The sequence below is a fragment of the Sphingomonas silueang genome (genome assembly GCF_040049155.1).
GTDB classification, from domain to species: domain Bacteria; phylum Pseudomonadota; class Alphaproteobacteria; order Sphingomonadales; family Sphingomonadaceae; genus Sphingomonas; species Sphingomonas silueang.
This window is the reverse complement of sequence record NZ_JBDZDK010000011.1, coordinates 1-16,375: the sequence shown is the minus strand read 5'-3', so window position 1 is coordinate 16,375 and position 16,375 is coordinate 1. Positions and strand designations below refer to the sequence as shown.

At 66.8% G+C, this 16,375-nt stretch carries 19 protein-coding genes, 1 tRNA gene and 1 pseudogene; 5 read left to right on the top strand and 16 right to left on the bottom strand.

What is annotated here, in order from left to right; all coding sequences use genetic code 11:
• Positions 1-133: 133 nt before the first annotated feature.
• The 9 genes from ABLE43_RS11900 to ABLE43_RS11860 all read right to left on the bottom strand — a co-directional run bounded on the left by ABLE43_RS11900 (position 134) and on the right by ABLE43_RS11860 (position 6,833).
• Entirely contained in the window at positions 134-523 is a 390-nt protein-coding gene (locus ABLE43_RS11900; RefSeq protein ID WP_155178639.1) for a thioredoxin family protein, read from the bottom strand.
• 92 nt (positions 524-615) lie between these two features.
• Positions 616-1,680, bottom strand: coding sequence for an ABC transporter permease (locus ABLE43_RS11895; protein ID WP_155178641.1), 1,065 nt, complete (start codon positions 1,678-1,680; stop codon positions 616-618).
• Between the two features lie 8 nt (positions 1,681-1,688).
• Entirely contained in the window at positions 1,689-2,417 is a 729-nt protein-coding gene (locus ABLE43_RS11890; RefSeq protein WP_155178643.1) for an ABC transporter ATP-binding protein, read from the bottom strand.
• Complete coding sequence (locus tag ABLE43_RS11885) at positions 2,404-3,483, bottom strand: 3-oxoacyl-ACP synthase III family protein (RefSeq protein WP_155178645.1); 1,080 nt, start codon at positions 3,481-3,483, stop codon at positions 2,404-2,406. The genes ABLE43_RS11890 and ABLE43_RS11885 overlap by 14 nt, the downstream gene beginning before the upstream one ends.
• Complete coding sequence (locus tag ABLE43_RS11880) at positions 3,483-4,145, bottom strand: 3-oxoacyl-ACP synthase (protein WP_155178647.1); 663 nt, start codon at positions 4,143-4,145, stop codon at positions 3,483-3,485. Before ABLE43_RS11880 ends, ABLE43_RS11885 begins: the two co-directional genes overlap by 1 nt.
• Before the next feature lie 51 nt (positions 4,146-4,196).
• The gene (locus ABLE43_RS11875; RefSeq protein WP_196221737.1) at positions 4,197-4,637 is read right to left on the bottom strand and encodes a CBS domain-containing protein; all 441 of its coding nucleotides are present in this window, start codon (positions 4,635-4,637) and stop codon (positions 4,197-4,199) included.
• A gap of 127 nt (positions 4,638-4,764) precedes the next feature.
• Positions 4,765-5,760: a YeeE/YedE thiosulfate transporter family protein gene (locus ABLE43_RS11870; protein WP_155178651.1), complete on the bottom strand. Its 996-nt coding sequence runs from the start codon at positions 5,758-5,760 to the stop codon at positions 4,765-4,767.
• An 84-nt stretch (positions 5,761-5,844) separates the two neighbouring features.
• Positions 5,845-6,345, bottom strand: coding sequence for a TlpA family protein disulfide reductase (locus ABLE43_RS11865; RefSeq protein WP_196221738.1), 501 nt, complete (start codon positions 6,343-6,345; stop codon positions 5,845-5,847).
• Complete coding sequence (locus tag ABLE43_RS11860; protein ID WP_155178655.1) at positions 6,342-6,833, bottom strand: YHS domain-containing (seleno)protein; 492 nt, start codon at positions 6,831-6,833, stop codon at positions 6,342-6,344. Before ABLE43_RS11860 ends, ABLE43_RS11865 begins: the two co-directional genes overlap by 4 nt.
• 289 nt (positions 6,834-7,122) lie before the next feature.
• Between ABLE43_RS11860 and ABLE43_RS11855 the strand changes: the two genes are divergently transcribed.
• The gene (locus tag ABLE43_RS11855) at positions 7,123-7,800 is read left to right on the top strand and encodes a nitroreductase family protein (RefSeq protein WP_155178656.1); all 678 of its coding nucleotides are present in this window, start codon (positions 7,123-7,125) and stop codon (positions 7,798-7,800) included.
• Between the two features lie 225 nt (positions 7,801-8,025).
• Here ABLE43_RS11855 and ABLE43_RS11850 read toward each other — a convergent pair whose 3' ends face one another.
• Genes ABLE43_RS11850 through ABLE43_RS11840 form a run of 3 tightly spaced genes read right to left on the bottom strand, consistent with a single transcriptional unit; the run spans position 8,026 to position 12,390 of the window.
• Positions 8,026-9,480 carry a hypothetical protein gene (locus ABLE43_RS11850; protein WP_348978716.1) on the bottom strand — a complete coding sequence of 485 codons (1,455 nt, stop codon included), beginning with the start codon at positions 9,478-9,480 and terminating at the stop codon, positions 8,026-8,028.
• Entirely contained in the window at positions 9,477-11,183 is a 1,707-nt protein-coding gene (locus ABLE43_RS11845; protein WP_348978715.1) for an Hsp70 family protein, read from the bottom strand. Before ABLE43_RS11845 ends, ABLE43_RS11850 begins: the two co-directional genes overlap by 4 nt.
• 58 nt (positions 11,184-11,241) lie before the next feature.
• Positions 11,242-12,390 (bottom strand): phospholipase D-like domain-containing protein, encoded by a 1,149-nt coding sequence (locus ABLE43_RS11840; RefSeq protein WP_348978714.1) that lies wholly within the window; start codon positions 12,388-12,390, stop codon positions 11,242-11,244.
• A 128-nt stretch (positions 12,391-12,518) separates the two neighbouring features.
• Here ABLE43_RS11840 and rpoZ point away from each other — a divergent pair, with 128 nt between their 5' ends.
• Positions 12,519-12,863: a DNA-directed RNA polymerase subunit omega gene (gene rpoZ, locus ABLE43_RS11835; protein WP_348978713.1), complete on the top strand. Its 345-nt coding sequence runs from the start codon at positions 12,519-12,521 to the stop codon at positions 12,861-12,863.
• Between the two features lie 72 nt (positions 12,864-12,935).
• Here the strand turns inward: rpoZ and ABLE43_RS11830 are convergent, their stop codons facing one another.
• Genes ABLE43_RS11830 through ABLE43_RS11820 form a run of 3 tightly spaced genes read right to left on the bottom strand, consistent with a single transcriptional unit; the run spans position 12,936 to position 15,051 of the window.
• Positions 12,936-13,295 carry a PIN domain-containing protein gene (locus ABLE43_RS11830; protein ID WP_484592967.1) on the bottom strand — a complete coding sequence of 120 codons (360 nt, stop codon included), beginning with the start codon at positions 13,293-13,295 and terminating at the stop codon, positions 12,936-12,938.
• A 2-nt stretch (positions 13,296-13,297) separates the two neighbouring features.
• Positions 13,298-14,014 (bottom strand): RlmE family RNA methyltransferase, encoded by a 717-nt coding sequence (locus tag ABLE43_RS11825; RefSeq protein WP_348978711.1) that lies wholly within the window; start codon positions 14,012-14,014, stop codon positions 13,298-13,300.
• Positions 14,011-15,051 (bottom strand): Ppx/GppA phosphatase family protein, encoded by a 1,041-nt coding sequence (locus ABLE43_RS11820; RefSeq protein WP_348978710.1) that lies wholly within the window; start codon positions 15,049-15,051, stop codon positions 14,011-14,013. Before ABLE43_RS11820 ends, ABLE43_RS11825 begins: the two co-directional genes overlap by 4 nt.
• A gap of 167 nt (positions 15,052-15,218) precedes the next feature.
• Between ABLE43_RS11820 and ABLE43_RS11815 the strand changes: the two genes are divergently transcribed.
• From ABLE43_RS11815 to ABLE43_RS11805, 3 genes are all read left to right on the top strand, one after another.
• Positions 15,219-15,292: transfer RNA gene (locus tag ABLE43_RS11815), tRNA-Gln, on the top strand.
• 69 nt (positions 15,293-15,361) lie between these two features.
• Complete coding sequence (locus tag ABLE43_RS11810) at positions 15,362-15,703, top strand: hypothetical protein (RefSeq protein WP_348978709.1); 342 nt, start codon at positions 15,362-15,364, stop codon at positions 15,701-15,703.
• Positions 15,704-15,744: 41 nt separating this feature from the next.
• Positions 15,745-16,086, top strand: a complete 342-nt coding sequence (locus tag ABLE43_RS11805) for a hypothetical protein (RefSeq protein WP_348978708.1) — start codon at positions 15,745-15,747, stop codon at positions 16,084-16,086.
• A 184-nt stretch (positions 16,087-16,270) separates the two neighbouring features.
• Here the strand turns inward: ABLE43_RS11805 and ABLE43_RS11800 are convergent.
• Positions 16,271-16,375, bottom strand: a pseudogene (locus tag ABLE43_RS11800) (IS5-like element ISNeu3 family transposase); the annotation flags it as partial.

Sequence of the window (16,375 nt, the reverse complement as noted above, 5' to 3'; positions counted from 1 at the left end):
GGAAATCGCGACCACGATTGGGTGCTGGAGCAAATGGACCACGGCGCGAACACCTTGGTTTTCGATAGATTTCGGGGCAGTGGCTGCGATGGTTACAGGTCGGACCGCATCACTGACCGGAACACCGCCGAGATCAGTGAAGCGTTGACGCCAGTAGTGCGTTGATCTTGTCCTTGTTGGTCATGTACTGAATCCGGCCAACTTCCTGCCGTCCGCGGAAGGCAATCAGGGTTGCTTGCTTGCGAACGCCGAAGCCTTGCCAAACCGGCTTTTGCTTGTCGTAGTTGATCCGAAAGACGATCAGTCTGTCATAGGCAGGCGCCGCTGTAGTCTGCTTGATAGTGCGGTTTTGCGAGGCGCAAACCGGACACCACCAGGCATGAACGTCGAGCAGAATGGGGCGACCCTGTGCCTGCGCGGCAGCAAAGGCCACCTGGTCGAAGTCCCGAAACTCCGCAGCTTGCGCTGGTACGGCTGCAATCGCCGTGGAAAATAGGCTGGCAGTCAGGAAGAAGCGCCGCATCGTAACCTCGTAGAGCTCATGGCTTGAAGACGTTTGGCCCGGAAGCCTGCTCGATAGTTCGATGCTGACCGCGCCGTCGTTACAATCTGGGTTCAATCGAGCTTTGACCGATATTGGGCGAGTGCCGCCAGCAGCGCGATGGCGAGGAATATGACGATTGGCACGCCTTGAAGAAGGACGGCACTGGCATCGCCTCCGCGCAATGTCGCTTCGCGCGCCGCTCGGATGAAATGGGTCAGCGGAAACAGATTGCCCAGTCGCTGCGCCCAGGCCGGCAAGGTTGAAAAGGGATAGAGGAAGCCCGACAGCAGCATCGCCGGCAGATAGAATGCAATCGCGCCTTGCAGTGCTGCGAGTTGGGTCCGCGCACGGGCGGCAAGCGCCTGGCCAAGAATCAGGTGGGCCGACGCGAAGATCGGGAACAGAACGAGCAGCGCCGCAATGCTGCCGCGAACCGGCAGATCGAACATCAGGACGCTGAGCCCTATCACGATCGCCCCCTGCGCTGTGCCCACCAGCGCAAGCGGGAGCGTCTTTCCTGCGAGCAGGGCTGTGCGGCTGACCGGGAGCGCAGCGAGCGTTTCCCATGTGCCGATCTCCCGCTCGCGCGCCATGCTGAGCGTTCCCAACATGAGCATGCTGATCATGATGATCGTGCCCGCCAGCGCTGGAAGGAATGCCCAGTCGGACCGTGCATCCGGGTTGAACAAGCGCTCGACGTGCAATCGGGGACCGATGTCAGCGACCTGATTTTGTTCGGCGAGGGCGTGCCAATAGATGGCGTTGACCCTCTGCTCCGCGACGGCGGTCAGATTGGGGTCGCTCGCGTCGATGATCGCCCGCACGGGCGCGAATGGCTCGGTCGGAAGCTCGATCCCGATCGAGGCCTTGCCCTCTTCCACCATCGCGCGCGCGCCGCCGGGTCGAAGATTCTGCGCCACCAGCTCGAAGCGCGCGTCCCTGGCGAGGCGTGCGATATCGGCCTGCGCGGCCGAGGGGCCGGCGACCGCGACCGCGACGGTGGCTGACGTCGGCCGAATGGCATAGCCGAACAGCAGGATTTGCAACGCGGGGACGAGCAGCAGCAGCGTAAAGCTGGTCGGCGAGCGCAAGAGGCGCAACAATTCGACTCTCGCGACCGCGATCGAGGTGCGCATACTCGCTCTCATCTGCGCGCCGCGAGACGGATCACCGCATCCTCAAGGCTTGCCGCGCCGGCCTCGACGACAAGCGCCGCCGGTGGCATCGGCCCGTTCAGCCTGCCATCGGTGTAATGCAGGATATATGCGCAGCGCTCCGCCTCAGCGAGATCGTGCGTGCTGATGATGACGCCATGTCCGGCGTCGGCGAGCTCGCTCAACCAATGCCAGATCATTTGGCGGGTCAGGACATCGAGGCCAGCCGTTGGCTCATCCAGCAAGAGAATCCGGGGACTGTGGAGCGTCACGGCGGCAAATTGCGCCCGCCGGGCCCAGCCGCCGGACAAGCGGTCAAACCGCGTGTCGAGAACCTCGCTCAATCCATATCGCTCGATCGCGAGATCGATCGTCGGACGCGAAGGCGGGGGCAGCAACGCGCCTCGGAAGGCGAGATTCTCGCGCACCGTCAGTTCGGGATAGAGCGACAGGCGCTGGCTCATATAGCCAATGTCGCGGCGCGCCCGGGGATCCAGGCGATAGATGTCGCGCCCCCACACGCTGCCTTCACCCTCGTCTGGCCGGGTCAGGCCCGCGAGCATCCGGAGCGTCGTGGTTTTTCCGCCGCCATTGGCGCCAACGAGGCCCAGAATGACGCCGGGCATCAAGGTGAAGCTCAGATCGCGCACGACCCAGCGCGCGCCGAAACGCTTCCCAAGCCCGCGCACGGAAATCAGGGGCGCTTCACGCGCTTTCATGGACGAAGCCTCCGAACATATATTTGGTTGCCTCCGCACCGAGCGCGAGCGTTCGGGTGCCGCGCGGCAGCCCTCTTGCCCGCAGTTCGGCAAGCGCGATCCAGATCGCGGCCGACCCGGTGTTGCCGATGCGATCGGCATTCACGAAGAAGCGTTCTTCGGGTTGTCCGAGATGGCGCGCCAGGAGCGTGCCGACCTTGCCGCTTGCCTGATGGGGGATGATCCAGTCCGCCTCACCAAGCGCGAGCCCTCGGCTCTCCGCCGCCGCGATCCCCGCCTCGAACAGTTCGGCACCGCCGCGCAGCACGGCCGAAAAATCATGTTCGAAGCCGAGTGGCCCCTGACTGTTGCTGCCAGGGGCCGCGGAGCCGCCCTTGCGCATCTGCAAGCCCGGACTGCGATCAAGCCCGATTGCGCCGAACCAGGCGGCGCTCAGCCGATCGGCGTCAGGCACAGGCGGCCCAAGGATGATCGCGCCGGCGCCATCCCCCATCTGGACGAGATTGACGATCTGGCCAGCCTCATCGGCAAGCGTTGCGAGATCGAGGAACACCGACCCGGTTTCCGAACCGACAATGGCCACGGGCCGGGCATTTGGCGCAGACAGCAGCCCCATCGCGATCATCAGCGCATTCGCGAATCCGGTGCATGCCTGACGCAACTCGACATGCGGCCCGCGATAACCCAGCCGATCAGCAACCAGCGTGATATTGCCCGGGAGAGGCTGCGCCGGCGTGGCCGTGTGGCCGATCAGATAGCCGAGATCGCCTACCTTGAGGCCCGCTTCGTCCAAGGCCGCGCCAACAGCCCGTGCAGCAAGCGTTGGATTGTCCGCACCTTCGCGGAGCGCGTCGAGGCGCGCCGACCAGCATCGACCGACATGGCGGGTTCGGATGCCGAGGCGCTCGGCAACGGCCTTCGCCAGCGACCGCTCGCGCCCGTCAAGGCCGGCCTCATCCAGCAGATGCTCTGTCGCGACCGCCGGTCCTGGTAAGGCCATGCCGGTTCCAAGCACGGAGGCTTCCTCATGGGAAAACCATGCTCCGGGCGGGACGAGCCTGTCCATCAGCGGTACAGCCCCGCAGGGATTCGCGCGAGGTCGATGCGCAGCCAGCGTGGATCGAACGCAAGCGCTTCGAACGCATCGCCCGCATGCTCGAGCAGGACGGCGAGCGCTTCGCGAACGGGCGCGCCGACACGGACAAGCGCCGCTTCGTCGGCTCGATCGCGTACCAGCCTGCGCGTGAGCCGGACATGACCCGCCTCGTCGCGAGCAATTCGGCGCAATATGCCCGCGATCACCGGGTCTTCGGACAAGGGCGCGCCCGGGCGCAGCAATCGCGATAATATGAGGCAGACTGCGGAATCGAGTGCCGTGATCCGCGCCAGCCGCACGATATGGTCGCCGCGGCCAAGCTCGAGATGGAAGCGCCTCGAAATAGCGCGCAGCCGCGACGCATCGGGCGACGGGGGCAGGCCCGCCATAAGTGAGGCGATCAGCCCGTCATGAACCCGTTCTTCGTCCGCGATCAGCCGGAGAGCGGCGACGCCGGCGGCGTCTGCGATCCCCGAATCGGCGAGGTTGCCGAACGCGAGCCCGGCAGCCTCCTCACCGCATCCCAGGACCGGCAGCAACTCAGCCAGCGCCTCCGCCGCGCGGTCCGGCAGGTTCGACCGGATCGGCGAGAGCTGCGGAAGTTTTGCTGATCCAAAGCAGCGCTGGCTCATCGGCGATCGGCTCGAGAAGTTTTGTGGATAGCGGTCACAGGCCGCGCGCGGTCAGGCTGCGGTGCGCCAACGTGCAATATCCTGAAGAACGAGGTTCTCCTGGATCTTCTCGTCGAGGCGAAACTTGAGCACGTCGCCGATGCTGAGAATGCCGACCAGCTTGCCCTCGTCGATCACCAGAGCGTGCCGGGCACGCAAGTGCGTCATGGCCGTGGTGACGACGTTGAGCGTGTCAGTCGGATGCACCGACAGCGGCTCTTTGACCATGATGTCCTGCACCTTTCGGTGCGGAGCATCGCTTCCCCACCGGGCGACCGCCGCAGTGAGCTCGCGTTCCGATATCAGGCCGTTCATTTTGCCGGCGGGGTCCTCGACGACGAGCGCGCCGATGCCCGACGAGGACATGAGCCCTGCCGCCGCCGATAGTGTTGCCGTCATAATGATCTGATGAACATCGCTCGATTTACTCTTGAGCACGTCGCGTACAAGCATCTGACATTCCTCTCTTAAATTGAGCGCTCTCACACTCGACGCGCTCAATATGATATTCGACGGTGCGCTTCGTCCGGTTACGGAGACGATGATGGGGGACGGCGATTTTGCGCGTGGCGACAGGGCGTCACTGCGCCGAGGCATCGCCATGCGACCTCCGCGAAATGGCGAGGATCACTAATATCGCCGCCGACATGGCGGCCGCTGCGATCCAGGCGTAGGAGCGCAAGAGGGGCACGCCGATCAGCAGCAAGGCGTCGTTGCCTCCGGGCACCAACGCGGCTCCCCAGCCCATCAAGACGCCTCCGACGAGGCAGCGCAGCGCCGTTCGCGCATTCAGCGCTTGCAGGCGGAGGCGGCCACCCTGCCATCCCGCGAAGACCGCACCGCCGAACAGGCCCGCGATCAATATCCACCGTCCGTCACGGATGCTGCCACCGCTGCGTGCGATATCCGCCAGAACGTCCGTGTACGCCCAGGGGCCGACCGTCAAAAACATCGCCAGGAAGGTCAGGGCAATTACGATGGTGGCAAGGTGCGCGGTCGATGGGCGCGCGACCAGCGGACGCCCAGCGAGTGCTCCTCCGACGCCTAGGACGCGCCAAGCGACCAGGCCGATAATCGGTGCCAGTAGCCAACCGTGCGCAATCAGCGCGGACGACGCACCGAGCATGCCCGCCGCCATCATCCGATGCAGATGATTGAACGCGATGTCGCCGGCAAGAATACCGATCGGGGTGAAGACATAGGCCCATTGACCCGAACCAAGCCGCGCGACGGTGCCAAATGCGCAGGCGCCGTTCACGCAAGCGCCCGCTCCGAACAGAGCCCCTCCCGCGATCGCCCAGCCCGCCGTCGTCGAGGGTTGGGAAACGGTCACGGCGAAACCCGCCAGCCGCGTGATCACGATTCCTCCCGCGACCCATATCGCAGCCTCGGCGATTGCGATCAGGCGCGATCCTCTTCGCAGGTCGAGTAGCTCCTCGATGGCCGCGACGAGGCAGGTGCTCCCGCGCTGGATCGCATACCCCATGACGAAGGTGCAAACGGTGCCGAACAGGATGAGATGCGGAGCCAGCGATAGCCCGATCGCGGTGAGTTCGCTTGACCCTGGTACGGCCATCGTTCGTTCGCCTCGATTGCGGTTTCTGTGCGGCGGGCCGCCTATGCGATCATTCGGTCAGCCCGACGTTCTGACCGCGGGCACTCATTTTGCGCGCTCCATGATTCTGGTCGCCTCGGGGCCGGTCCAATCGATTGAGCGCGCTACGCGCTGCACTTCCGTGCCCTTCGCGTCGAGGACGATGGAATAGGGCATGCCGAGAGCGCCATAATTTTGGACCGCGGAAAGCGAGGCAAACGCCAGACGGAGATGCGGACGGTTGCTCCCGAAGGCGGCCTTGCCCGACCGGGGATCCTCGTCGACCGAGGCTGCGATCACGATCACTCGACCGGACCGCGTGGCCGCGAGGCGTTCAAGACTCGCAAGTTCCGCCCGGCACGGAACACACCAACTCGCCCAGAAATTGACGATGACAACATGGCCGCGCAACGCCTGCAGCTTGATCGCCTGGCCCTTGTCCGCGACCAACGTCGGAAATGGCGCCGGGCCTGACTCCGCAACCGCCGGAACGCCGCCGACCCCGAGCAGCGTCAGGGTCAGCGCGAATCGGCGGGCTGAAAGCGAGACAATGCCTCGCTTGTTCACTGCGCTTTGTCTTTCACCGCGGGCCAGTTCTGCTCGGCCCGCTGAATGGTGCCCGGCACATCCTTGTTGAACAGCGCCTGCGCCTTTTCATTGAAATTCACGTAGAGCTTGCCGTCGACGACCCGGCCAGTCTCGGGATCGGCATCGACCTTCTCGCCGAAGGAGGTTCCGATCGCGCAGAAGCCGCCGAACTGCGGTACATATTTAGCCGGATCGGCCATGAACTGCTTACGGTGTTCCTCGCTCGCGAAGAGGTAGCGGGCACCGTCGAAGCTCGCCTCGAGGCTGGTGAGCCCCTTGGTCGGCTTGCCGGTGTCGAAATAGGCGACGGGATCGTATCCGCGCATCGCCAGGCCATTCTCGTCGGTGTTCACGGCCGAAGTCGAGCCCGGCACAGTCGCATGCACGACGGCTGGGACCAAGGCGACCGACGGCGCAGCAACAGCGAGCAGCGCAACCGTCAAAGGACGAAAACCAAGGCGTAACATATAGGCGTCTCCCACTTGTTCGGACTCTGAAATGATCCGACATCAGTTCGACGGCGCGGGGCCTTTGGTTACACCTTCGCCATATGCTCTCGACGATTGCGGCCTTGATGGAAGTTGGGGCGTGCGCACCTGTCGGGCCACCCGATGGCGAAGCGAACGCATTGTCGCCCGGCAAAAATGCGCCTTCAAGAGTAACCTTCAAAGCCGTTCCAGCGTAATTCGGCATGATCTTCGGCCCACTATGCCGCCAGGGGCCGTGCGGAGGGAATGGTCGGCACGATGGAGAAGCATGGTGTTGGATCATCCCGCGATTGCCTGGTCGGGCTTGCCGCATATATCTGATAAGGAGCGATTGGCGCGTGTCTTGGCAACTCGCGACCATCTCAGGCTGAGGCGCACTTGCCGATATTTCTCCGACGCCCCCGTGCCCGTGGAAATTATCCGAGCCGCAGTCGAAGCAGCCGGCACAGCGCCATCGGGCGCCAACCACCAGCCATGGCATTTCGCTGTGATCGGCTCGTCCGCGCGAAAGGCAGAAATCCGCGCTGCGGCCGAAGAGGAGGAGCGCACTTTCTATGCCGGTAAAGCCGGGTCGGAATGGCTCGACGCGCTTGCTCCACTCGGGACGGATGCCGACAAAGCCTATCTCGAAATAGCGCCTTGGCTGATTGTCGTGTTCGCCCAGCGGCGCGGGGGCATCGAGCCCGGTGACGACAAGCAGAATTACTATGTCAGCGAAAGCGTTGGGATTGCCACCGGATTGCTACTTTCGGCCCTGCATGCCGCGAACGTCGCGACCTTGACCCACACACCCAACCCGATGGGCTTCCTCAACCGCGCCTGCGGACGGCCCAGCACCGAGAAGGCGGCGATGATCGTCGTTGCCGGGCATGCCGCGCCGGATGCCTCGGTCCCGCTGCACGCGCTGCGAAAGAAGCCCCTCGATCAGATTTCGAGTTGGCTCTAACGGCACTCGCTCGCTTCGGCGACAAAGCGATTGATAGCCGCCCGCTATCAGCGGGATCGTATCGACCGACAACATAGCGTGTTTGGGCACTTTACGGCGACAATCGGATATCCGAGGAGGGAGAGTGAGACCCTAGCGTAGTAGAAGCGGCGATTCATATTCATCGCTTTCGTCCGCCTTGGGGCACCATTTCCCCCGGCATCGGCCGGGGGGCGGGCTGAACGATCAGCCGAACACCGACAGCTGCAACTGCCGCATCAGCCTGGTGCCTTCGCTTGGTGATGCGGCCAGCGCCGCCTTGCGCAGCGCCACCTGCGCCTTGCATTGGTCCTTGATCTCGCCCGCGCTGCTGAACGCGCGACCCAGCCGTTCCTGATCGAAGCCGGTCCGCTTCAACAGGTCGCGCATGATCTCGCCGCGTACGGTGAACTCCCGGCTCGGGGTCAACTGCACTGCTTGCGACGCCAGCGCCTCGACCCGTTCGATCAGCGTGCGGCGTTGTTCCTGCCACACCCCGGACAGGCGCGCATCGGGTCGCCACAATGTCGTATCGACGCACTGCGCCGGATCGAACGGCGCATAATAGTCCATCACCTTTACCTCCCACTGCGTGATCTCGCGGATCACTGCCGGCGGGGCGTTGGTCAGCCCGCTGATCCGTTCGTTGCGGATGCTGACGACCACGGGGCTGAACGTCGCCGATGCCGTCGGCTGGGGCGCTTCCTTGCCGTCCGTCGTCGTCGGAGTCGGCGCGGCGGCGGGTTCGGACGTCAGCACCGCCGGGACCGGTGCGTCGGGTGCCGACGGCGAATCGCCCGATCCCACGAACACCCGGAGCACCGTCACGATCGCGAAGATGACGAGCCACACCGGCACGCGCATGCCGCCCGACGCGCCATGCTCCACCTCCGCCACGCGCAGGGGGTTCAGCCACCCCTCGACCTGCGGATGGGATTTGCGGATGATCGACAGCAGCTCGATCCGCGGCCCCTTCGGGTTCCACCATGGCTTGCGCGCGGCATCGTCGCGGTTGAGTTCGACCCATGGCCGGTGCAGCCGGTGCTTCGGATCGCCGACCAGCGCCGCGAACCGCGTCGCGCCGATCCGCTCGACGATCGCCTGCGCCTGCGGCAGCAGCGCATAGTCGTTGCGCCGGTCGATCCAGCCGAACATCGCGGCGGCGGGTTCGAGCAGCGGGTCGGACCGGGGAATGCTGGCGGCCAGATGCTCGGCGAACCAGCGCTCGGCCCCGCTCTGGAAATCCACCTGCTCCATCCGCGGATCGTCGAGCAGCGCCTGCCCGTGATGGGCGATCGCCGCCAGCTCATCCCGCGTCGGCGGCGCATCGTGGCCGGGGAACAGCAGCGATTCCAGCGCGCGGAAATGCGCCTCGATCGCGGCATGGAACGCCGCCTCCGCCGGATCGATCGCCGGTTCGGCAGGCGGTTCGGGCAACGCTTCCGGCTCGGGCGCGAAGCCTGCGTCCTCGTCGGCGAGCACCGGGGTCGACACCTGTGCCGCGTGGGCCAGCGCCGCGTCGCGCGCCGCGCGCAGCCGCTCGAAGCCGTCGGGATCGGCATCGACGTCCATCGCCTTCAGCCGGGCGGCATAGGCGCGGCGGATCGCGCCCCTGTCCCCGGTGGGCGCGATGCCCAGCAGCGCCCAGTCGGCGCGCCTCACAGGAACCGCTCGCCTTCGATCTGGTCGAGCGCCTCGGTGAAGCCCGCCTGTGCCTGCGCGATGATCCGCTCGTCCTGCGTCTCGAGCGCGCTCTCGAACTGGCCGATCATCTGGCCGATCGCGGCGCGGGTGTCGCCGAGAAAGGATTCATACGCCCGCTTCGCCCGCGCCAGCAGCGCGACGTTGACCGCGTCGTCGCGCGGATGGACCTTGAGCGCGGCCAGCGCCTTGCGCCGCGCTTCCAGCTCGGCGGGGGAGGGGGCCTCCTCCTCGTCGACGATCACCAGATTGCGGGTGATGCCCGTCTCGGGCACGGTCACGTCGATCTCGAGCAACCCCGAACTGTCGTAGCTGAAGCGGCAGTCGATCGCGATCGTGCCTGCCGCGCGCGGCGGCACCGGCACCTCGATCTCGCCGAGCTTGACGTTGCCCGACACCTCGCGCGCCTCGCCCTGATAGACCCCGAACTGCACCTTCTTCTGGTTGTCGGCCACGGTCGAGAAGATCGACGAGCGGCTGATCGGCACCGGCGAATTGCGCTCGATGATCGGCGAATAGAGGCCGGTGCGCAGGCCCCCGCGCCCGTCGGGCTCGCTGGTATCGACGCCGAGGGTGAAGGGGCACACGTCGGTCAGGCGGATCTCGTCCAGCCCGGCATCCTTCGCCAGCAGCCCGGCCTGCACCGCCGCGCCCATCGCCACGGCGTGATCGGGATGCACCGTGGTCGCAGGGAAGCGTCCGAACATCCGCGTCACCGCGCGGCGCACGATCGGCATGCGCGTCGCCCCGCCGACCAGCACCACCTCGGACAGCGTGTCGGCGGTGATCCCGCTGTCGCGCAGCGAGCGCAGCACCGGCTCGCGGATGCGCTGGAGCAGCCCCTTGGCATGCTCCTCGAACGCGGCGGCGGTGATCGGCGCGGTCAGCGCCACATCGCCGAAGGTCACGGCCAGATCGGCGGTATCGCCTTCACTAAGCGCCCGGCGCGCCCGCTCGGCGGCCTGCGCCAGCAGCGCGGCGGCCTTGTCCGGCGGCAGCTTCGCCAGCAGCCCCTGCGGATCGAGCACCGGCCGGGCGAGGTCGATCAGGCAGTCGTTGAAATCGTCGCCCCCGAGCCGATTGTCGCCTGCCGAGGCGCGCACCTCGATCACCCCGTCGAACATCTCGACGATCGACACGTCGAACGTGCCGCCGCCCAGGTCGAACACGAGGAACGGTTCGCGGTCGGCGCGGTCGGCGATGCCGAAGGCGAGCGCGGCGGCGGTCGGTTCGTTGATGAGCCGACGGATCGGCAGCCCGGCAAGGTCGCCCGCCCGCCGCGTCGCCTTGCGCTGGCGATCGTTGAAGTATGCGGGGACGGTGACGACCGCGCCGGTGATTTCCGCGCCGCTGAACGCCTCCGCATCGCGCTTCAGGCTGGCGAGGACCAGCGCGGAGAGCGCCTCCGCATCATAGTCCTGCCTGGCGAGGCGCACCGTCTCGCGCGTGCCGATGCGGCGCTTGAAGCTGGTGACGGTGCGGTCGGGATCGGTCGCCATCCGGTCGCGCGCCGCGCGGCCCACCAGCACCGCACCGTCGTCGCCGATGCTGACCGCGGAAGGGGTCAGGAACTCGCCCAGCGCATTGGGCACCATGACCGGCGCATCGTCCCGCCAGATCGCGCAGGCGCTGTTGGTCGTTCCCAGATCGATACCGACGATCATCTTGTCTTCCCCGTCCCCATCGCACCGGGTGTAGCCGCTCGGCGGGAACAGGCAATCCTCAGTCGCGGTTGAGCCGTGCCGTCACCTGCGGATCGAGCGTGGCCATGATGAAATAGGCCCCCGCCTGCTTGATCCGCGTCCACCAGCCCGACCGGGCGCGATGCGTCTCGCGGGTGATCCGCTCGCTGCGCGCGATCTCCCCGTCCATGTACGCGCGCAGGTGCGCGGCGAAGCCGGCATCCTCCACGCGCAGCATCAGCTCCATGTTCAGGAACATCGATCGCATGTCGAAATTGGCCGATCCGATATGCACCGCATCGTCGGCCACGAACAATTTGCTGTGCAGCTTGGTCGGCGCATATTCGTACAGCTCGATCGCGTGGCGCAGCAGGTTGCGATAGGTGAAGCGCGCGGCGAGGATCGCGATCGCATGGTCGGTGCGCGCGGGTACGAGGATGCGCAGCCGCGTACGCTTCGCCGCCTTGTCCAGCCGCCGCAGCATCAGCGGCCCCGGCGCGAAATAGGCGGCGATCATGTCGATCCGGCTGCCGTGCGTGATCTCGTGGCGAACCGTCCGCGCCCATGGCGACAGGCGCCGCGAAGGGCCGCCCAGCAACCAGCGGATCGGCCCGCGCGTCTCGCTCCACTGGTTCAGCATCCGCGACAGCTTGCGTAAAGGCGCGCCCGGCAGCGCGATCCACGCCTTCAGCGCATCGAAATAGCCCGCCAGCCGCCCGGCGGCCGGGCCGTCGACCAGCAGGCCGATGTCGCGCCATGCCTGATCGGCTTCGGTCCCGAAATAGGCGTCCTCGATATTGAAGCCGCCGACGATCACCCGCGCCTCGTCGGCCAGCGCCAGCTTCTGATGGTTGCGCAGCAGGTACCGCCGCCCGATGCGGGGCAGGAACACGCACACCTCGCCGCCCGCCGCGCGCAGGGGATCGAAGAAGCCGCGGCTGGCGGCGGCTTCCGCCCCCAGCCCGTCGACGATCAGCGACACTCGCACGCCCCGTTCGGCTGCGGCGACCAGCGCGTCGCGCACCCGCGTGCCCGCACCGTCCTCCTCCCAGATGTAGAACAGGATGCGTAAGCTGCGCCGTGCCCCGCCGATCAGCGCCAGCAGCGCGTCCATCCGGTCCGGCCCCTCGGTCAACAGGGTCAGCCGGTTGCCCGCGACGGTAAAAACCGGGAGGGTTTCAGGGGGCATGCGCGCGTCCATGATCGTTGTGACAGGGTAACGGCGCGGGGGCGGGGCGAGTTTCATTGACTTTCCGCCCACAGGCGCGTAGCCACCCGGCTTTCCGATACCCTCCGTTTTTGCAAGGAAGGCGTTTCATGGCGCGCGTCACCGTCGAGGATTGCGTCGACAAGATCCCCAACCGGTTCGACCTGGTGCTGCTGGCCGCACAGCGCGCGCGCCAGATCTCGGGCGGAGCCGAACTGACCCTCGATCGCGATCGCGACAAGAACCCGGTCGTGGCGCTGCGCGAGATCGCCGAGGAGAACATCACCCCCGACCATCTGCGCGAATCGGTGATCGGTTCGATGCAGAAGGTGCAGATCGACGACGAGGAAGCGCCGGACGAACTGGGTTCGCTGGCCGCATCGGCGGAGGCGCTGCGCCTCACCGCCGCCGCCCCGCCGCGCAACCAGAATGTCGGCGGCGACTACGACGGCTGAGGCCGGACGGTAGCGTCACGGTGTGAGAGGGCGGTCCTGCGGGGCCGCCCTTTTTCGTGTCGGCGCCGTCGGTCAGGCGTGGGCGAAACCGGCATCGCGGGATATCCGAAGCGCGCGTTGCCGCTGCCGCGGTGGGAAACGGTACCGGAACCGGGCGGACCCTATCTGACTCGTACGACGGCAACGCTTGCACAAGCGACGATGACCTGGCCCGTGGCTTCCTTCGGCGGTGCCCGCATCGATCCATTCCCGAATGCGTGCCGCGCCGGGTCTGGACAGGTCCTGCGTCGCCTCCAGCACAACCATGTCGGCGACGACGACCCGGCCACCGATTTCATGCAGCAGATGCAGCGCGTCGGCCTGTGCCAGATGGATCAGCGGTCCGGTATCCGGCACCACGACATCGGGACGGTCGATCTGCCCATCCGGCATCGTCACGCGTCGTTCGGCCCTGGGTCGGCCACCGGCGACGCTGCGATCACGTCCTCGCGCCGCCCCTTGAAGTTGGTGGCGATCACATACCATTCCGACGAATCCTTGCGGCTCGCGGGCGGCTTGGCGTGCTTCACCGTCTGGAAATTGCGCTTGAGTTCGGCGACCAGCGCATTGTCCGCGCCGCCTGCCAGCACCTTCGCGACGAAATCGCCGCCCGGCCGCAGCACCTCGCACGCGAACATCACCGCCGCCTCGACCAGGGCCATGGTGCGCAGGTGATCGGTCTGCGGATGGCCGACCGTGTTGGCCGCCATGTCGGACAGGACAAGGTCCGCCTCGCCGCCCAGCGCCTCGCGCAGCCGCTCGGGCGCGGCGTCGGACAGGAAGTCCATCTGCAAAATCACTGCCCCGTCGATCGGGTCGACCGGCAACAGATCGATGCCGACCACCACCGCCTCGGGCCGGGCCTTGCGCACCACCTGTGTCCAGCCGCCCGGCGCGATGCCGAGGTCGACGACGCGCTTCACCCCGCGCAGCAGCTTGAACCGCTCGTCGAGTTCCAGCAGCTTGTACGCGGCACGGCTGCGATAGCCCTCGGCACGGGCCTTCTTCACATAGGGATCGTTCAGCTGGCGCTCGAGCCAGCGGGTGGATTGGGCGGAGCGGGCGCGGGCGGTGCGCACGCGCTGGCGGCCGGGGGGTAGTCCGCGGGTCATCGGGTTCCTGCCATCAAACGGCGCAGGATTCCCTCACGAATCCCGCGGTCGGCGATCCCTAGCCGCTCGGCGGGCCACAGCGCCAGAATCGATTCGAGGATCGCGCAGCCCGCCACCACCAGATCGGCGCGCTCGGTGCCGATGCACGGCACCTGCCCGCGCTCGGCAAGGCTCATGTCGGCGAGGCCGCGGCTGACCTTCAGCATCGCCTGCGCGGGCACGATCAGCCCGTCGACCTGCGACCGGTCATAGGTCGGCAGCCCCAGATGCACGCTGGCGAGCGTCGTCACCGTGCCGCTGGTGCCGAGCAGCCGCCGCGGCCCCGCGGCGGGCGGCAGGCGTCTGGCGAACGGCGCGAAACTCTCGTCGACGCAGCGGCGCATCCGGTCATAGGCACCCGATCGGAGCGGCGCGTCCCTGCCGCCCCCCAGGCTCTCGGTCAGCGACACCACGCCCCATGGCGCCGAATGCCAGTCGAGCACGCGCGGCACCGGGCCGGTCGCGTCGAGCAGCACCAGTTCGGTCGATCCCCCGCCGATGTCGAAGACGAGGGCGGGGCCGTCCCCCGGCTCGAGCAGCGCATGGCAGCCGAGCACGGCAAGCCGCGCCTCCTCCTCGGCGGTGATGATGTCGAGGTGGATGCCGGTCTCCGCCAGCACGCGCTCGACGAACGCCGCGCCGTTCGATGCGCGGCGGCACGCCTCGGTCGCGACCGACCGTGCAAGCGTCACGTCGCGGCGTTTCAGCTTCTCGGCGCAGATCTTCAGCGCGGCGACGGTGCGGTCCATCGCCACGTCGGACAGCCGCCCGGTCGCCGCCAGCCCCTCGCCCAGCCGGACGATGCGCGAGAAAGCGTCGACGACGGCGAATCCGTCGCCCTGCGGCCGCGCGATCAGCAGGCGGCAGTTGTTGGTGCCGAGGTCGAGCGCGGCATAATGGCGCGCGCCGGGCCAGCGCGGGCGCGCCGGCGATGATGTTGCCTGTCGGGAAGCGCCCCGCGCTCCCCGGTACGGCAACCGGGTGGATATATCCCCCATGCCGTCACTCGCTTTATGTTCTATCCGTCACGGCATCGCGCCGCTCGGTGCTTGGGATGGAACGTAGCGGAACACCCCGGCAACGACAAGGCGGTGCGACGAAACGATGCGAAATAGCGTTGACACCGCGAATCTCCCGGCCTATCGGACCGCCCTCGCTGCGGTGCTGCCCTGTCGTCTAAAGGTAAGACCACGGACTCTGACTCCGTTAATTGAGGTTCGAATCCTCACGGGGCATCCAGCGATCCTTCCCCACCGTCGATCGCTTTAGCGCTTGCGGGCAGCCGCCCGGCTGGTCCATCGGCGGGACATGGATATTCCTGCGCTCTATGCCGAACTGATCGGGGAGATCGGTGACGGCACCGGCATGGCCGACAGCCTGCTGCACGTCCATGCGGGCATGGCGGTGCTGCTGCTCACCCGCGTCATTACCGGGCGGCGGCTGTCGACGCCGATCCCGCTGCTGGTCGTCGCGCTCGCCGAACTCGGCAACGAAGTGCTCGACCGGATGCATTACGGATCGTGGCGCTGGCCCGACACGTCGATGGATATCGTCAACACGCTGTTCTGGCCGCTGATGCTCTATGTCGGGCTCAACATCCGCAACAAGCTGGAACGAAAGGACAATCCGGCGGACGTGGGGAACGGCTGACGCTTCCCGACGGTTGGGATGGGCGTAGCAGGAGAGCATCGATGCCCGCAACGCCGCCCCATCCCGCGGTCGATCCCGAACGGACCGAGCCGCTGAACGCCTTCGACACGCCGACCGGCCATTCCGGCCAGGAATATGATCGCACCCGCGACGCCGCCGAAGCCGCCGCGCAGACGACGCCTCCGGTCCCGCACGCGCAGGGCCACGACGACCTGCCGCCCGAAGCAGGCCACCGCGCCACCATCGCCCCCAATGGCGAGGCGCGCGGTAGCGGCATGGGCGCGGGCGGCGGCGCACCGGGCGAGGATTATGACGAAGGCTCGCCCGGCGCCGCGCCGGAGGTGCCGCAGGCCGGGGCTGCCCCGGACCGGCAGCAGGGGTGACGCCGTGAGAGGTTGCACACGGCAAGCCCACTCCGGTCATTCCCGCGCAGGCGGGAATCCATAAACGCTGCCGCTGCGACTTATTGCGGACGGCCGGTGCATATGGATTCCCGCCTGCGCGGGAATGACGACGGCGGGGTGAAGCGTGCTTTAAGACTGGCCTAGGTCTAGGCCGGATCGACATTCATCGTAGCCAGATCATGGCGGCGGCGAGGTGGACGAAGCCGGTGAAGTGGATGGTGCGGCGGTCGTAGCGTGTCGCGAAGCGACGGAAGTGCTTGAGGCGGCC

Bases quoted from the DNA above. Each gene is read 5' to 3' on its own strand.
- ABLE43_RS11870 (WP_155178651.1), bottom strand. From the start codon at position 5,760: ATGGCCGTACCAGGGTCAAGCGAACTCACCGCGATCGGGCTATCGCTG.
- ABLE43_RS11845 (WP_348978715.1), bottom strand. From the start codon at position 11,183: ATGATCGTCGGTATCGATCTGGGAACGACCAACAGCGCCTGCGCGATC.
- ABLE43_RS11840 (WP_348978714.1), bottom strand. From the start codon at position 12,390: ATGCCCCCTGAAACCCTCCCGGTTTTTACCGTCGCGGGCAACCGGCTG.
- ABLE43_RS11885 (WP_155178645.1), bottom strand. From the start codon at position 3,483: ATGGACAGGCTCGTCCCGCCCGGAGCATGGTTTTCCCATGAGGAAGCC.
- ABLE43_RS11900 (WP_155178639.1), bottom strand. From the start codon at position 523: ATGCGGCGCTTCTTCCTGACTGCCAGCCTATTTTCCACGGCGATTGCA.
- ABLE43_RS11855 (WP_155178656.1), top strand. From the start codon at position 7,123: ATGGTGTTGGATCATCCCGCGATTGCCTGGTCGGGCTTGCCGCATATA.
- ABLE43_RS11805 (WP_348978708.1), top strand. From the start codon at position 15,745: ATGCCCGCAACGCCGCCCCATCCCGCGGTCGATCCCGAACGGACCGAG.
- ABLE43_RS11875 (WP_196221737.1), bottom strand. From the start codon at position 4,637: ATGCTTGTACGCGACGTGCTCAAGAGTAAATCGAGCGATGTTCATCAG.
- ABLE43_RS11820 (WP_348978710.1), bottom strand. From the start codon at position 15,051: ATGGGGGATATATCCACCCGGTTGCCGTACCGGGGAGCGCGGGGCGCT.
- ABLE43_RS11860 (WP_155178655.1), bottom strand. From the start codon at position 6,833: ATGTTACGCCTTGGTTTTCGTCCTTTGACGGTTGCGCTGCTCGCTGTT.
- ABLE43_RS11810 (WP_348978709.1), top strand. From the start codon at position 15,362: ATGGATATTCCTGCGCTCTATGCCGAACTGATCGGGGAGATCGGTGAC.
- ABLE43_RS11890 (WP_155178643.1), bottom strand. From the start codon at position 2,417: ATGAAAGCGCGTGAAGCGCCCCTGATTTCCGTGCGCGGGCTTGGGAAG.
- ABLE43_RS11880 (WP_155178647.1), bottom strand. From the start codon at position 4,145: ATGAGCCAGCGCTGCTTTGGATCAGCAAAACTTCCGCAGCTCTCGCCG.
- ABLE43_RS11895 (WP_155178641.1), bottom strand. From the start codon at position 1,680: ATGCGCACCTCGATCGCGGTCGCGAGAGTCGAATTGTTGCGCCTCTTG.
- rpoZ (WP_348978713.1), top strand. From the start codon at position 12,519: ATGGCGCGCGTCACCGTCGAGGATTGCGTCGACAAGATCCCCAACCGG.
- ABLE43_RS11825 (WP_348978711.1), bottom strand. From the start codon at position 14,014: ATGACCCGCGGACTACCCCCCGGCCGCCAGCGCGTGCGCACCGCCCGC.
- ABLE43_RS11830 (WP_484592967.1), bottom strand. From the start codon at position 13,295: ATGCCGGATGGGCAGATCGACCGTCCCGATGTCGTGGTGCCGGATACC.